General features: G+C 35.5%; 14 protein-coding genes. 5 read left to right on the top strand and 9 right to left on the bottom strand.

What is annotated here, in order from left to right; translation table 11 throughout:
• Positions 1 to 34: 34 nt before the first annotated feature.
• The 4 genes from EG344_RS01215 to EG344_RS01200 all read right to left on the bottom strand — a co-directional run bounded on the left by EG344_RS01215 (position 35) and on the right by EG344_RS01200 (position 3,900).
• Positions 35 to 1,279, bottom strand: coding sequence for a DUF1015 domain-containing protein (locus EG344_RS01215; RefSeq protein ID WP_123907910.1), 1,245 nt, complete (start codon positions 1,277 to 1,279; stop codon positions 35 to 37).
• Between the two features lie 2 nt (positions 1,280 to 1,281).
• Positions 1,282 to 2,247 (bottom strand): D-2-hydroxyacid dehydrogenase, encoded by a 966-nt coding sequence (locus tag EG344_RS01210; RefSeq protein WP_123907909.1) that lies wholly within the window; start codon positions 2,245 to 2,247, stop codon positions 1,282 to 1,284.
• 124 nt (positions 2,248 to 2,371) lie between these two features.
• Positions 2,372 to 3,436, bottom strand: a complete 1,065-nt coding sequence (gene serC / locus EG344_RS01205) for a 3-phosphoserine/phosphohydroxythreonine transaminase (RefSeq protein WP_123907908.1) — start codon at positions 3,434 to 3,436, stop codon at positions 2,372 to 2,374.
• A 113-nt stretch (positions 3,437 to 3,549) separates the two neighbouring features.
• Positions 3,550 to 3,900, bottom strand: a complete 351-nt coding sequence (locus EG344_RS01200; protein ID WP_123860506.1) for a 4Fe-4S binding protein — start codon at positions 3,898 to 3,900, stop codon at positions 3,550 to 3,552.
• Positions 3,901 to 3,959: 59 nt separating this feature from the next.
• Here EG344_RS01200 and EG344_RS01195 point away from each other — a divergent pair, with 59 nt between their 5' ends.
• Genes EG344_RS01195 through EG344_RS01185 form a run of 3 tightly spaced genes read left to right on the top strand, consistent with a single transcriptional unit; the run spans position 3,960 to position 6,205 of the window.
• The gene (locus EG344_RS01195; RefSeq protein ID WP_123907907.1) at positions 3,960 to 4,994 is read left to right on the top strand and encodes an acyl-CoA reductase; all 1,035 of its coding nucleotides are present in this window, start codon (positions 3,960 to 3,962) and stop codon (positions 4,992 to 4,994) included.
• Positions 4,995 to 5,041: 47 nt separating this feature from the next.
• Positions 5,042 to 5,488, top strand: a complete 447-nt coding sequence (locus EG344_RS01190) for a peptidylprolyl isomerase (protein ID WP_123907906.1) — start codon at positions 5,042 to 5,044, stop codon at positions 5,486 to 5,488.
• Between the two features lie 27 nt (positions 5,489 to 5,515).
• Positions 5,516 to 6,205 carry a Bax inhibitor-1 family protein gene (locus EG344_RS01185; protein WP_123907905.1) on the top strand — a complete coding sequence of 230 codons (690 nt, stop codon included), beginning with the start codon at positions 5,516 to 5,518 and terminating at the stop codon, positions 6,203 to 6,205.
• A gap of 608 nt (positions 6,206 to 6,813) precedes the next feature.
• On the opposite strand, the gene EG344_RS01180 is transcribed toward EG344_RS01185, so the two are convergent.
• The 5 genes from EG344_RS01180 to EG344_RS01160 all read right to left on the bottom strand — a co-directional run bounded on the left by EG344_RS01180 (position 6,814) and on the right by EG344_RS01160 (position 12,443).
• Positions 6,814 to 7,062 carry a DUF6952 family protein gene (locus EG344_RS01180; protein ID WP_062161170.1) on the bottom strand — a complete coding sequence of 83 codons (249 nt, stop codon included), beginning with the start codon at positions 7,060 to 7,062 and terminating at the stop codon, positions 6,814 to 6,816.
• The gene (locus EG344_RS01175) at positions 7,062 to 7,370 is read right to left on the bottom strand and encodes a thioredoxin family protein (protein WP_123274739.1); all 309 of its coding nucleotides are present in this window, start codon (positions 7,368 to 7,370) and stop codon (positions 7,062 to 7,064) included. The genes EG344_RS01180 and EG344_RS01175 overlap by 1 nt, the downstream gene beginning before the upstream one ends.
• A 126-nt stretch (positions 7,371 to 7,496) precedes the next feature.
• Positions 7,497 to 8,129 (bottom strand): peroxiredoxin, encoded by a 633-nt coding sequence (locus EG344_RS01170; RefSeq protein WP_089733937.1) that lies wholly within the window; start codon positions 8,127 to 8,129, stop codon positions 7,497 to 7,499.
• Between the two features lie 145 nt (positions 8,130 to 8,274).
• Positions 8,275 to 11,214, bottom strand: a complete 2,940-nt coding sequence (locus tag EG344_RS01165) for a M16 family metallopeptidase (RefSeq protein ID WP_123907904.1) — start codon at positions 11,212 to 11,214, stop codon at positions 8,275 to 8,277.
• Positions 11,215 to 11,249: 35 nt separating this feature from the next.
• Entirely contained in the window at positions 11,250 to 12,443 is a 1,194-nt protein-coding gene (locus EG344_RS01160; RefSeq protein ID WP_123907903.1) for a pyridoxal phosphate-dependent aminotransferase, read from the bottom strand.
• Positions 12,444 to 12,615: 172 nt separating this feature from the next.
• Here EG344_RS01160 and EG344_RS01155 point away from each other — a divergent pair, with 172 nt between their 5' ends.
• Both EG344_RS01155 and rsmG read left to right on the top strand, forming a co-directional pair.
• Positions 12,616 to 13,461 (top strand): GLPGLI family protein, encoded by an 846-nt coding sequence (locus tag EG344_RS01155; protein ID WP_164464368.1) that lies wholly within the window; start codon positions 12,616 to 12,618, stop codon positions 13,459 to 13,461.
• A gap of 84 nt (positions 13,462 to 13,545) precedes the next feature.
• Positions 13,546 to 14,181, top strand: a complete 636-nt coding sequence (gene rsmG / locus EG344_RS01150; protein WP_123907901.1) for a 16S rRNA (guanine(527)-N(7))-methyltransferase RsmG — start codon at positions 13,546 to 13,548, stop codon at positions 14,179 to 14,181.
• Positions 14,182 to 14,204: the final 23 nt, after the last annotated feature.

Raw genomic sequence — 14,204 nt, 5'->3', positions numbered from 1 at the left:
CCAATGATAAAAGTAGGAAAAAAATAGGAATTTATTAAGGTTTCATATCGTACATTAACAGTGCTGTAATCAATTTTGGCTCAATGAATGTACATTTTGGAGGCATGCTTAATTTTAAGTCTGAAATTTTAATCATATCATTAAAACTTACAGGATAAATTCCGAAGCCGGCTTTTCCTTCTCCGCTGTCTACCTTTTCTTTTAAAATATTAATTCCGCTGATATTAGAAGTCCCTTTTACGTAAGAAATCAGATCAGAGCTATCCGGATCTTCTATTTTTAAAATACCTTTAAAAATATATTTATCCAATAAATGGTGATCCAGGTTATCTAAAGACATTTCTTTAGAGCGAAGGTCGTGCTTTACGTGAAGAGAGTAGAACTTACCATCCAGATACATTGAAATATGGAATTTCTGGGAAGGGAAGTATGATGTTTCTCCTTTTTCGTGAATTAGGAAATACTGTTCAAGTTCTTTCAGGAATTGTTCAGTGGAAAGGCCATTCAGATCGTGTAAGATTCTGTTGTAGTCGTGAATCTTGATCGATTGGTTTGAAACAATAAAGCTGTACACAAAATTATAAAGCTCTGTACCGTTGTGTCTTTTGTTTTTATCCTTATGTTTTTTTGCATTCAATGCTGTGGAACCAATTCTATGGTGTCCGTCAGCAATGTAGAATGAATCAATCTGATCGATGACTTCTTTAAACTGTTGAAGTTTCAAACGGTTGTCTATTCTCCAGATTTTATGTCTGATTCCAATTGTATCTATATGATTGAAAATTGGAACATTCTTTTCTTCATGGTTCATCAACAACTCAATTTTCGAGTTGGCAGGGTAGGTTAGCAATACTGGTTCAGCCTGAAGATTTACTTTTTCAAGGTAATGAGCCAGCTTTTCTTTTTTCTGAGGAATGGTACTTTCGTGCCTTTTGATTTTTCCATTCCAGAAATCTTCAATACTGGCAAGACCTAAAAGTCCTCTGAAAATTTGCTTGTTAGGATATATTTGTTCATAAAGATAATATGCAGAATTATCCTGAACGAGTTTCTTTTCGTCCAGAAGTTCTTCAAATGTGGAACGGATCTTTCTCAGATTTCGGTCTACATCCTTAGATTTACTTACAACATAGGGCTTTATCATGTTGATGTAAGTATTTTCAACTTGAGCTTTTTCTGCTATTTCTTCCTGGGTAAAATTATCCAGTGGATGGGTAGGGAAAGTATCCTCAAAATCTCTGTGAGGTCTTATTCCACGGAAAGGTTTAAAAACAGGCATATTTATCTTATAGTTTCTTTTTGTAGCTTAATAATTTGTTCTGCAAGTTCGATACCGATTTTCTCTTGCGCGTCTACCGTATTCCCGCCTACATGAGGAGAGAGTGAGAGTGCGGGATTCATCAGTAAAGGAAGTTCAGGATTGGGCTCGCTTTCAAAAACGTCCAATGCAGCTCCTGCTACTTTTCCTGACTCGATAAAATCAATTAGTGTCACTTCATTTATCACACCGCCTCTTGCAGTATTTACAATATAAACTCCATCTTTCATTTTTTCAAATTGTGGGGTGTCTATAATGTACTCATTCGTTTTTGGGGTATTGATGCTGATGAAATCTGATTCTTTAAGGAAAGCGTCCATATCATTGGTGGAAGTGATTTCAAAGTTTACCGACTGCCCGTCAAAGAAATTCAAAGTAAGAACTTCTGTTTTTGGGCTTCTTGTCAGAACCTGTATTTTCATCCCTAATGCGATTCCTATTTTTACGACTTCCTGGCCAATACTTCCAAAGCCGATTACTCCTAATGTTTTTCCTGAAAGTTCATAAGCATTGCTGAATGACTTTTTCATGGCATTGAAATGAGTTTCTCCTTCCAAAGGCATCAGTCTGTTTGATTCGTGAAGGAATCTGGCTAATGCGATGAAGTGTCCAAAAACCAACTCAGCAACAGATTTTGAAGATGCTGTTGGGGTATTGATTATTTTAATCCCCTTACTTTTTGCATATTCAACATCAATATTATCCATTCCAATACCGCCACGACCTATGATCTTAAGTCCCGGACAGGCATCAATCAGGTCTTGCCTTACTTTTGTGGCGCTTCTTACAAGAAGAACATCTACATTATTATCGTTGATAAAATTAATAACGTGATCTTGGGCTACTCTATTGTCCAGAATTTCAATTCCGGCGTTTTTTAAAGCCTGTTCTCCTGCTTTTGAGATTCCATCGTTTGCTAAAACTTTCATGTGTTATTGGATTTAAAGATTGAAAGATTTAAATATTTCAAAATTTTAAAACTGGGGTGCAAATTAATAAATTTAAATTAACTGTTTTTAAATCTTTCAATCTTTGAATTTTTAAATGCTTAAATTATTTGATAGATTTCATTACATCCACCAATACCTGTACGCTTTCAATAGGTAAGGCATTATATAAACTGGCTCTGTAGCCACCAAGGCTTCTGTGACCGTTAAGTCCACTGATTCCTGCAGCTTTCCATGCATTATCAAACTCCTCTTTTTTACTTTCATCTGTAATTTTGAAAGAAACATTCATTAATGAACGGTCTTCTTTCACGCAGAACGTTTCAAATAATGGATTGCTGTCAATTTCATCATATAAAAGCTTAGCTTTGGCTTCATTTCTCTGTTCTGCTGCTGCAATTCCACCATTGTTTTCAAGGTATTGTAGTGTTAACAGAGATGCATAGATAGGAAATACCGGTGGAGTATTGTACATTGACTCTTTGGAAATATGCTGAGAATAATCAAGCATAGACAGCATATTTTCTCTTCCTGTTTTTCCAAGGATTTCTTTTTTGATAACGACTAAAGTAACTCCTGCAGGTCCCATATTTTTCTGAGCTCCGGCATAGATTAAGTCAAATTTTGAAAAATCAAGTTGTCTTGAGAAAATATCAGAACTCATGTCACACACCATCAGGGTGTCCACTTCAGGAAATGATTTCATCTGAGTTCCATAAATTGTATTGTTGGAGGTACAGTGGAAATAATCGTATTCCGAACCTACCGTATAATTTTTAGGAATGAAAGAATAGTTTTCTTCTTTTGAAGAGCCCACTACATCTACAGTTCCTAGTTTTTTTGCTTCTTTGATGGCTCCGGCTGCCCATGTTCCTGTATCAAGATAAGCTGCTTTTCCGCCTACTTTCATTAGATTGTAAGGCACCATCGCAAACTGCATACTTGCTCCGCTTCCTAAATAAAGTACCTCATAATCATCACCCAGGTTCATCAGTCTTTTTACAATTGCACGTGCTTCGTCCATTACTGCAACGAAATCTTTACTTCTGTGCGAAATTTCAAGAAGAGATAATCCGATACCGTTAAAGTCCAAGATTGCCTGTGCTGATTTTTCAAATACCTCTTGTGGTAAGATACATGGCCCTGCGCTGAAGTTGTGCTTTTTGTTCATATTTTTATTTTTTGGTTGCTTTAGAAATTTAAATTCCTGTCGCTTTATTTTTTTGGTTAGGTTGGGTTTTGATCAAAAAAAGCCGCCTCACAGATGATGAGACGGAATTATTTTTATTCGCCGTGTAAGAATGCTTTTTTATTAAGCAGTGCTTCTTCAGATTCTACATGGTCTTCATCCGGAACACAGCAGTCTACCGGACATACTGCTGCACACTGTGGCTCTTCATGGAAACCTTTACATTCAGTACATTTGTCAGTTACGATAAAATAAACATCATCACTTACTGGCTCCTGTGCTGCATCTGCATCTACAGTAAGTCCTGACGGCATTGTAATCGTCCCTTGAAGAGACGTTCCATCAGAAGCTTTCCAATCTACAGCTCCTTCATATATTGCATTGTTTGGACATTCCGGTTCACAAGCCCCACAATTAATGCATTCATCAGTTATTTTAATAGCCATCGCTAATTTTTTTTAAATTTGCACAAAATTACAAAATATTCCCCAATTTTAAAGTAATTATGAATACCGAAAATCAAGTTTTAGGACTTATTAAATTAAGTGATTATATAAAGGCGTTTTTATCGAGGAAAACGGAAGATCACAATGAAGATGATGTAAATATTGAATTATTATTAAAGAAATCTGAAATAGGAAATCCGTGGTTTACGGTTGATAATCAGAAATTTGCTTTGCAACAATGGTCGGATCTTCTTACGGAAGAAAATATTAAAAACTGGCTTAAAAATTATTCAATCTCTAAAATTTCCAAGAGAGTAGGATTGATTTTAGCCGGAAATATTCCTTTGGTAGGGTTTCATGACGTGATTTCTGTTGTGCTCAGTAATCATATCCCTTTAATTAAGCTGTCATCTAAGGATCAATATTTGATTCCGTTCTTATTAAAAAAGTGGAAGGAATTTTCCGGAGGCGAGGTTCAGTTTGAATTTGTAGAGAAATTAGAGAATTTTGATGCCGTTATTGCTACCGGAAGTAATAATACCGCAAGATATCTTGAGTATTATTTTAAAAATCATTTGAGTATTATCCGTAAAAACAGAACTTCTGTTGCTGTTTTGAAAGGAGATGAAACTGATGAAGAACTCCAGCTTTTAGCAAAAGATATTTTCCAATATTTTGGATTGGGATGCAGAAATGTAACGAGGATTTTCATTCCTCAGGATTTTGTGATCGACAGATTGTTTGAAAACTTTTTAGGGTTCAAGGATATTATCAATCATAATAAATATGCTAATAATTATGATTATAACAGAGCTGTTTATCTTTTGAATCTGGAGAAATTCTGGGATAACAACTTCGTGATGCTGAAAGAAGATGATAAGTTGTTCAGTCCGCTTTCTGTGATTAATTTCAGCCGATACGAATCATTGGATGATGTTAAAAACTTTATCGCTGAAAACGATGAAAATATTCAGTGTGTAGTAGCTAAAGAAGAGTTAAGATTAAACTCAATTTCTTTTGGTGAAGCGCAAAATCCGGGTCTGGATACTTATGCAGACAATGTGGATACGATGAAGTTTTTAGAACTGGTCTGATTTTCGTATCTTCCATCACTATTTCACCCAATTACAAAACGAATACTATGAAAAAAATATTTTTAGGTCTGGCGATTGTTGGCACACAGGTAATGTTTGCTCAGAAAGTCACAGGGCTGAAGGTTGAGAACAATCAGAAGAAAGAACAGCCGGCTACCATAAGTAAGGATAAAGTCAATATTTATAATGATAATTTTCAGAAGTTTATTACCGCTTTGCAATCTTCGGATTATAAAACGGTGAACGAAACGCTTGCTGATAAGGTAAAGGAAATTGTCACAGAAGATGTTCTTAAAAAAGTAAGGGATGGTATTGATCCCAATAAAAAACTTGAGATTTTAAAAGTAGGCTATTATGTAACGATGGATGGTGTCAGTCACCCTAATATTAAATACAAATATGCCGGAGATTCTTCGTCAAAAGAAGTGATAAGTGTTGTATTTGAAGATGATGGGAAGATTCTGGGCGTATTGCCTGTTAAAAAGGATAAATAAATTTCGATTAATAAAAAAATATTAACTATGATGACAGATGTTTTAGTCGCTCATTCTTCGGAAGTGGAGAAAGCGAATTTTTACAAGAAGACCTATTTGCATGTTGCATTATCAATTCTTGCATTTATTGGAGTTGAGACTATTTTGTTGAAGACTGTACCTGCAGAGATTATCGCAATGATGTTCAGTGGAAGATTCACCTGGCTGTTGATTATCGGTGTTTTCTGGCTGGCTTCTATTTTAGCCTCTAAATGGTCACTTTCGCAAAGTCAGTCTACTCAGTATCTTGGGTTAGGGTTTTATATTGTACTAGAGGCGGTGATTTTTTTACCATTGCTTTTTATAGCTACTAATATTGCTGGCGGTGCTAATATCATCTTCCAGGCAGCTACTTTAACGGTAGCAATGTTTGCAGGTATTTCTGCGGTTGCTTTTACTTCCAAGAGAGATTTTTCTTTTTTAAGAAATATTATCATTATCGGAGGATTTATTTCAATCGGATTAATTGTTGGAGGAATGGCTTTTGGATTTAATCTTGGATTGTGGTTCTCTGTAGGAATGGTCATTCTTGCTTCTGCAGCGATTTTATATCAAACCAGTAAGCTGAAAGACTCTTATGCTACGAATCAGTATGTGGGGGCAGCATTACAGCTTTTTGCTTCTATTATGCTTTTATTCTGGTATATCCTGAATATTCTGATGAGTAGAAGAAGCTAATTCGAATATCTAATTAGTATTAAATAATAGTCCTGGTGATTTTTTTCATCAGGATTTTTTTATTCCGAAATCTGATGTTGGGAAGGTTTTTATTACTCTCGCAGATTTTGCAGATAGAGCCGATTTGAAAAGTATTCTTAATTTTTTTTGACTGTATTGAACCTATGATTCAATATTCGAGGATTAGACTTTACGATCCTTGTCAAGGATAGGTCAAAATTCAACATCAAAACCATCGTAAATTGGTGCGAAAGAACACTAGGAAATTAGCATTTAAATGGATGTACTTATCTCAATTTATTGCGGTGTGTCATTCTGGAAGTACGGAGTAAAATGAAGAATCGAAGCAATGTTTAGGGTTCTCTTTCGTCGGAATGAAGATAATTGTAATAAGCCGTGAACCCAAAAAATCCTGATGACATTTCACCGGGATTTTATTGGATATTCTTTAACTATTCAATACTGAATATCACTTCGGTAGGCTTGGGTAAGCTGCCGGAGTTTTGTTTCAGATAAGAAAGTAGAGTAAGAGGTAAAGAATAGGGAAGTATGGTGTTGAGGAAAACCTCAGATCTTTTGTGTTTTTATAGAATATTAAATGATAAAAACTACTTATCAATAGATCCTAAAACCTTTTGTGCAAAAGAGTTTAAAGCATCTTTTTCGCTCATTCCGTTTTGTACGTTAGCGTGAACCTCCAAAGCTCCGCAAATGTTGGTAATAAGTTCTCCTGCAACATTTAAATCCTCGTCACTTGTTCCTCTGAATTCGCAGAAGCTTTCAAGAACTTCTAATGTTTTTTCTAGGTTCTCAGGAGTCTGATTCTGGTAGAATTGTCTGATTACTGGTAATTTCATTATGCTAATTCGTTAAAAAGGTTAATTAAACTTTCAGCCTGGTTAGATTGAACCTGGTTTACCAATTCACCATTTTTAAAGATAGCGAATGTAGGTAAGTTGTCTACTTTTGCTAATTTTCTGCTTTCAGGAAGTTTCTCAGCATCTACATATAAGAAAGGAATAGATTCGTTCTCAGATGCTAATTTTTTGAATTTTGGCTTCATAATTCTGCAGTTTCCGCACCATGTTGCGCCATATTGAACAACTACTTTTTCGTTGTCGTTTACGATATTCTGTAATGTATCTTCGGTTAATTCTGTGTACATGATTGTAATTTGAAAATTTGTTAATTTGAAAATGTGCTAATGCTTTGTAAAGGAGAAAATGAGATAATTTTTAACCATTCTGAGATTAATTTTCAAATTATCTCATTTTCAAATTAACACATTATATTAGTTCTTAGCTAAGTATTCTGCTGTAGAAGTTCTGTCTGCTTTCATAGCATCTTTACCTTCTTCCCAGTTTGCAGGACATACTTCACCGTGTTTTTGAACGTGAGTGTAAGCGTCAATTAATCTTAAGAATTCTTTTACGTTTCTACCTAGAGGCATGTCATTTACCGCTTCGTGGAAGATTTTTCCAGTTTCGTCGATAAGGTAAGTTGCTCTGTAAGTTACGTTAGAACCTGTGAATACTTCTTCTCCTTCTTCATTGTATTCGAAATCCTGATCTACAATTCCTAAAGTGTTTGCTAATTGTCTGTGAGTATCAGCTAAAAGTGGGTAAGTTACTCCTTCAATACCTCCGTTATCTTTTGGTGTGTTTAACCAAGCGAAGTGTACTTCGTTTGTATCACAAGAAGCACCAATTACTTTAGTGTTTCTTTTTTCGAATTCACCTAAAGCTTCCTGAAAAGCGTGAAGCTCAGTAGGGCATACGAAAGTGAAATCTTTAGGGTACCAGAACAAAAGAACTTTTTGTTGGTTGTTAGTAGCTTCTTCAAGGATGTTGATTCTTAAATCGTCACCCATTTCAGACATTGCGTCGATTGTTAAATTCGGGAATTTTTTTCCTACTAAAGACATAATTTTCTGTTTTTATATTTAAATTTCTGATGCAAATATAGAGAAGTTTTATCTATCGAACAAATAGTTTTTGATAAATAAAATCTATAATTGTTTTTGATGTGTTGTTAAATAAAAAGCCCTGAAACCAGGGCTTTTTGTTATTTTAATAACCAAATATTTCAGTTAAATTGAGTTTTTTAATCTCTCCTAATTTCTGCATATCGGCTTCATTTACTTTGTCTTGTGATGCCACGATACAATAGGTGTAGTTTTTGTTTTTCATCTCGTTATCATGGAAAGTGTTGATGTCTGCAAATGACAATTTAGGTGCCTGTTCGTAGACATTCTTTCTTATATCAGCGTTATTTCCAAGTCTTTGGGCTTTCAGATAAGAGAAAATGATACCATCCTGAGAAATTCTTTCAGATGCGATTGTTTTTTTCAATCCGCTTTTGGCTGTTTCAAACAATTGCTCAGACTTTGGAAGGGTAGTCAGGAGTTCATTCATGGCAGAAGAAGCTTCGTTGAATTTATCAGCCTGAGTCCCCACATACGCCATAATAGAGTTTTTATCTGCTTTCTTACTTGGAAGAGCAAAATAGGAATAAGTAGAATAGGCTAGTGCTTTAGACTCTCTGATCGTCTGGAAAACAATAGATCCCATTCCGCCTCCGAAATAGTTATTGAATAAACTTACTGTAGGGGTAATACCGGCGTTGTACTGTTCAGAGTTTCTTGCCCAGAAAATTTCAGCCTGTACCATGTCGTAATGAGCAAATAGAACTTTGTTCTTATCTGTCGGGATCTGTTCAAAGGTTTTTGTCTTTGGAAGTTCCTTAAGCGCTGAAGGAAGTTTATGAATAGGTTTTAAAGAAGCTACCGTCTCAGCTCCGGTTTTAGGTCCATAATACAAAACTCTATGTTTGAAGTTGAATAGATCATGAAGGATATTCACAAGGTCTTCAGCTTTCAAAGCATCAAGTTCAGAATCACTTAAAACATTGTTGAACGGATTCTGTGCTCCATATTGAGCGTAGCTTCTTAATCCGGCCATGATGGTGGCTTTATTCTGCTTTGCGTTGGCTCTGGCTTTCTTAAGTCTTGCTTTGTACGCATCTAATGCTGCCTGGTCTGCTTTACAGTTTTTAATCAGATCTTCAAATAAAGCAATCGTTTTATCGAAGTTTTCATTCAAACCTTCCAGAGAAACATAAGTTTCCTCGTTCCCTGCACTTACTTTAAAGCTTGATGCAAGTTTATAGAATTCTCTGCTAATAGTTTCCGATGACTTATCATTGGTTCCCAGGTATTGAAGGTACTCTGCAGCTAATGGAAGCATCTTATTGTTCCATTTTCCGGAATCAAAGTGGTAGTACATTCTGAAGAGAGCATTGTCTGTATTTTTTACAGAAAGAACCTCTACGTCACCTAATTTATTTTTAGCAATATCCTTGTTGTAGTTTAACCATACCGGAGCGATTGCTTTTTCAGGCATCTCATCAATCTTCTTAAGAAAAGAGGATTGGTCTTCTCTGTTTACAGAAACAGGGGTGATAGTTGGTTTGTCAACCTTGACAATGTTCTTATCTTCTCCTTTTTTCTTATAAACCGCTACATAATTGTTGTTTTGAAGATATTTGGAAACGAAGTCCATAATGTCTTTCTTGGTAAGCTTAGAGATTTCTTCAATATACTCCAGGTTGGCTTTATGATCTACTTCAGAAGTGAATTCATCCATTAAGATGCTTGCTCTTGAAGAATATTTTTCATCCTTTTGAATCGTATTCTTTTTTTCGTTGTTTACGATAGACTGAATAAGGTCATCAGAGAATTCTCCTTTTCTTAGTTTATCGATTTCCTGAAGAAGAAGATTTTTTACTTCATCCAAAGACTGTCCTTCAGTTGGTTTTCCTTGCAGAAGTAATACCGAATAATCTTTCAGGGTATAAGGATAAGCAAAAGCTCCGAGTAATTTTTGTTTTTTCACCAGATCAAGATCAATTAATCCAGCTTGCCCGTTGGTCAGCATGCTGCCTACAAAATTTAATAGTCTTGCATCTTTTGTTGAAGCACCGGGAAATCTGAAACCAAGCATTACACTTTCAGAGTCAGGTCCTACCACTTCTTTTATGACTGGAGAGGTAATCGCTTTTTCCTGTCCTACTTTGTATTCCGGAACCGGTTTAGATTTCATATAAGAGAAAGCTTTGTCAATCTTGGCAATAGCTTCATCCGGATTGAAATCTCCCGACATGATGATTCCCATGTTGTTGGGAACATAATAATTGTTATAATAATCTCTGATCGCGTGCAGAGAAGGGTTTTTCAAATGCTCAATGGTTCCGATGGTAGTCTGCTTCCCATAATTGTTATTAGGGAAAAGATTAGCAAACATCATATCATACACCTTGTCTCCATCATCATCAAGCGTTCTGTTTTTCTCCTCATATACGGCTTCTAGTTCTGTATGGAATAATCTGAGAATGGGCTCTCTAAATCTCTCTGACTGCAAAGCCAGAAATTTATCCATAACATTAGAAGGGATGTCTTCCGTGTATACTGTTTGTTCAAAAGAGGTGAAAGCGTTTGATCCGTCAGCACCCATACCAGCCATCATTTTGTCATATTCATTGGCAATCGCGTATTTGGCAGCTTCTCCGGAAACCCTGTCAATTTCTTTGTAGATTTCTTTTCTCGTAGCTTCGTCTTTGGTCTGGTTGTATTTCTCATAAAGAGCATCAATCTGGTCTAAAAGAGGTTTTTCCTTCGCCCAGTCTTTAGATCCGAACTGATTCGTTCCTTTGAAAAGCATATGTTCCAGGTAATGAGCAAGACCTGTGTGATCTGCGGGATCGGTTTTGCTTCCTGCTTTGGTAGCAATATACGTTTGGATTCTCGGTTCTTTGTTGGTTGGACTTAAGATAACCGTTAATCCGTTCTTTAAAGTATAATATCTTGCGGCGGTAGGGTCATTGGTGACAAACTTATATTTGTATCCATTGGAAGTTGCTTCCTTCCATTGATAGTCCTGTCCAAAAGCATGGCCTGCAAAACTTGCTGCTGCAATACTGGTAACGATTGTTAATTTTTTAAACAAATTCATTGGTATGGCTGTGTTTTATTTTAGTTTTTTGATTTTTAGTTGAATTGCTCTAACAAATCTTTGATTCGCTTCATTGCTTCTCTTAATTCTTCTTCAGATGCTGCATAAGAGAATCTGATACATTCCGGACTTCCAAAAGAGAATCCTCCAACGCATCCTACGTGAGCGTTCTCCAATAAAAACATGGCGAAATCATCAGAGTTTTTGATTTCTGTTCCATTCAGTGTTTTACCGATGTAATGTGAAATGTCCGGGAAGAAATAGAAAGCAGCCTTTGGAAGTAATACTTTGAACCCTGGAATTTCCTTGATAAGCTCATATACAAGATCTCTTCTTTTTTTGAAAGCATCAATCATGTATCTGTATTCTGATGGATCGGTTTTTAAAGCAACAATGGAAGCTCTTTGAGCTACAGTATTAGCTCCGCTTGTCATTTGTCCCTGTACTTTTTCACAAGCTTTAGCCAGCCATTCCGGACATGCAGAATATCCGATTCTCCAGCCGGTCATTGCAAAAGCTTTTGACATCCCGTTGATTACGGCAGTTTGCTCATAAACCTCAGGGAACTGGGCAATGGAAGTTGTTTTTGTTTCATAATTGATGAACTCATAGATTTCATCTGAAATAATGGTTATATGAGGATATTTAGCAACCACTTTAGCAATAGATTTCAATTCATCATACGTGTAATATCCTCCTGATGGGTTACATGGTGAACTGAAAAGGATGGCTTTTGTTTTATCGTTAATCGCTTCTTCAAGTTGTTCAGCAGTTACTTTGAAATCTGTAACATAAGAAGTGGGAAGCATTACAGAAGTTCCCCCCATCATTTTAACCATTTCATCGTAGCTTACCCAATAAGGAGCTGGAAGTAAAACCTCATCATCATCATTGATAATCGCTGCTAAAACATTTAAAATAGCCTGTTTTGCACCATTTGAAACACAAATCTGTGTTGGTTTGTATTCCAGATTGTTGTCTCTTTTTAACTTATAGGCAATCGCTTCACGCAGTTCCAGAAATCCCGGAACAGGAGAGTAGTGACTGTAGTTCTGATTGATGGCATCGAATGCTGCCTGTTTGATATTATCCGGAACATCAAAATCCGGTTCACCAAGGGTCAAGCTGATAACATCAATTCCGTTCGCTTTCATTTCCCTTGCTTTATTAGACATTACAAAAGTCTGTGAGTATCCTAGTCTTTTTACTCTATCTGAAAGTTTGTCCATGTATTTTTTGAATTTTAACAAATATATAATAAAAAGGCCTTGCAGAAGTAATAAAAAGAGGGCAGGTTTAAAGATTTTTATCAGGTTTAAAAGGATTTATTATATTTGGAGTTAATGTTCTTTTTTTATGCAATTTGTCTTGAAAGTACTGTTTAATCAAAAACTTAACTCTATGAAAAAAATCTATACTCTTTTATTTCTGGCATTAGTCTGCAGTGTGTCTGCCCAGAATTATCGTTTTGTGTATGAATACAAAATGAAATCAGATATTGATAATGAAGATTCTTATATTACAGATTATATGAATCTGGATTCAGACGGAAAGAAATCTTATTTTTATAATGCAGTGAAATATGAAAGAGATTCTATTTATCAGGCAGACAAAGATCTTAAGATGTTATTTAAGAGCAAAAATTATGATAGAAACTTAGGGTATATCGTTGAAAAAGACTATTCAAAAAGAGAAGCTAATTTATATGATAAATATAAAACTGCAAATCTTGTTATTGCGGATCGCGAAGTTCCAAAATGGTCTGTACAGAAAGAGTTTTTAAAGATCAATGGAATAGATTGTCAGAAAGCGATTGCCCAATACAAAGGAAGAGAGTGGGAAGCATGGTTCTCCAAAGAGTATCCTATCAGCGATGGGCCTTACAAATTCAATGCCCTTCCAGGGCTCGTGATAAGGATTAAAGATATGGATAATCATCATGTTTTTAATATGATTCAGGTGAAAAAAGTGAATTCTATATTTAGTTTTGTTCCTAAAAACAATAAAAAGATGTCTGATCAGGAATACCGGAAACTTCTGAAAAATGAGACATTCAGTCCTGAAGATATTGAAAGTATCAACATAGACAGGCAAACCGGAAAGATGGGTGTGCAATTGAAAGATGGGTATGCTACTCAATTGGATATGGGGCAAATTAAAAAAGCGGGTAAGGGAAATGAAGATGCGGAATTGGCAAGGTTGCTTAAGAAAAGTAACAATCCTATTGAAAAAGAAAATTCAAAATAAAATGGCGTTATTTTTTGATATACTCTTTCTGAAAATTTGAATAAAGCCAATAAAAACTTACTTTTGCAGATTATAATAATTCACATGTCTACATCGTTACTATTAAAATATTTTCCGGATCTTACCGAGACACAGCTAGAACAGTTTGCAAAACTGGAAACCCTGTACCATGAATGGAATGAAAAGATCAACGTAATTTCCAGAAAAGATATGGAATCGTTGTATGAAAAGCATATTCTTCACTCGTTAGGAGTTGCTAAAGTGATGGAATTTGCTCCTGGAACGAAAGTGTTGGATATTGGTACCGGAGGTGGTTTTCCGGGAATTCCATTGGCAATTCTGTTTCCTGAAACACAATTTACTCTTATTGATTCCATAGGGAAGAAAATCAGTGTAGTAAATGCTGTAGCGGAAGGAGTGGGGTTGAAAAATGTAACAGCCATCCACGGAAGAGCAGAGAAATTAAAAGAAAAATTTCACTTTATAGTCAGCAGAGCGGTCACTCAGATGCCTGAATTTTTAAGATGGCTGAAGGGAAAATTTGAAAAAGAACAATTTAACCCTAAACATAATGGAATTTTATATTTGAAAGGTGGAGATCTTGCTGAAGAACTTGCCGGACTTAAATGTGAAATTTTCAGCCTGAAAAACTATTTTGAGGAAGAGTTTTTTGACACTAAAAAAGTAGTTTATCTATCAAAGGGTAATTTTAATTCCTGATTTTCTTGGAATAAAGAATAATT

The organism is Chryseobacterium sp. G0162 (genome assembly GCF_003815715.1).
GTDB lineage: Bacteria > Bacteroidota > Bacteroidia > Flavobacteriales > Weeksellaceae > Chryseobacterium.
Note: the sequence above shows the minus strand (reverse complement) of the source record. Positions and strands in the feature narration are given on the sequence as shown.

Coding starts and splice junctions, on each gene's coding strand:
- EG344_RS01215 (WP_123907910.1), bottom strand. CDS start 1,279: ATGCCTGTTTTTAAACCTTTCCGTGGAATAAGACCTCACAGAGATTTT.
- EG344_RS01210 (WP_123907909.1), bottom strand. CDS start 2,247: ATGAAAGTTTTAGCAAACGATGGAATCTCAAAAGCAGGAGAACAGGCT.
- serC (WP_123907908.1), bottom strand. CDS start 3,436: ATGAACAAAAAGCACAACTTCAGCGCAGGGCCATGTATCTTACCACAA.
- EG344_RS01200 (WP_123860506.1), bottom strand. CDS start 3,900: ATGGCTATTAAAATAACTGATGAATGCATTAATTGTGGGGCTTGTGAA.
- EG344_RS01195 (WP_123907907.1), top strand. CDS start 3,960: ATGAATACCGAAAATCAAGTTTTAGGACTTATTAAATTAAGTGATTAT.
- EG344_RS01190 (WP_123907906.1), top strand. CDS start 5,042: ATGAAAAAAATATTTTTAGGTCTGGCGATTGTTGGCACACAGGTAATG.
- EG344_RS01185 (WP_123907905.1), top strand. CDS start 5,516: ATGATGACAGATGTTTTAGTCGCTCATTCTTCGGAAGTGGAGAAAGCG.
- EG344_RS01180 (WP_062161170.1), bottom strand. CDS start 7,062: ATGAAATTACCAGTAATCAGACAATTCTACCAGAATCAGACTCCTGAG.
- EG344_RS01175 (WP_123274739.1), bottom strand. CDS start 7,370: ATGTACACAGAATTAACCGAAGATACATTACAGAATATCGTAAACGAC.
- EG344_RS01170 (WP_089733937.1), bottom strand. CDS start 8,129: ATGTCTTTAGTAGGAAAAAAATTCCCGAATTTAACAATCGACGCAATG.
- EG344_RS01165 (WP_123907904.1), bottom strand. CDS start 11,214: ATGAATTTGTTTAAAAAATTAACAATCGTTACCAGTATTGCAGCAGCA.
- EG344_RS01160 (WP_123907903.1), bottom strand. CDS start 12,443: ATGGACAAACTTTCAGATAGAGTAAAAAGACTAGGATACTCACAGACT.
- EG344_RS01155 (WP_164464368.1), top strand. CDS start 12,616: ATGAAAAAAATCTATACTCTTTTATTTCTGGCATTAGTCTGCAGTGTG.
- rsmG (WP_123907901.1), top strand. CDS start 13,546: ATGTCTACATCGTTACTATTAAAATATTTTCCGGATCTTACCGAGACA.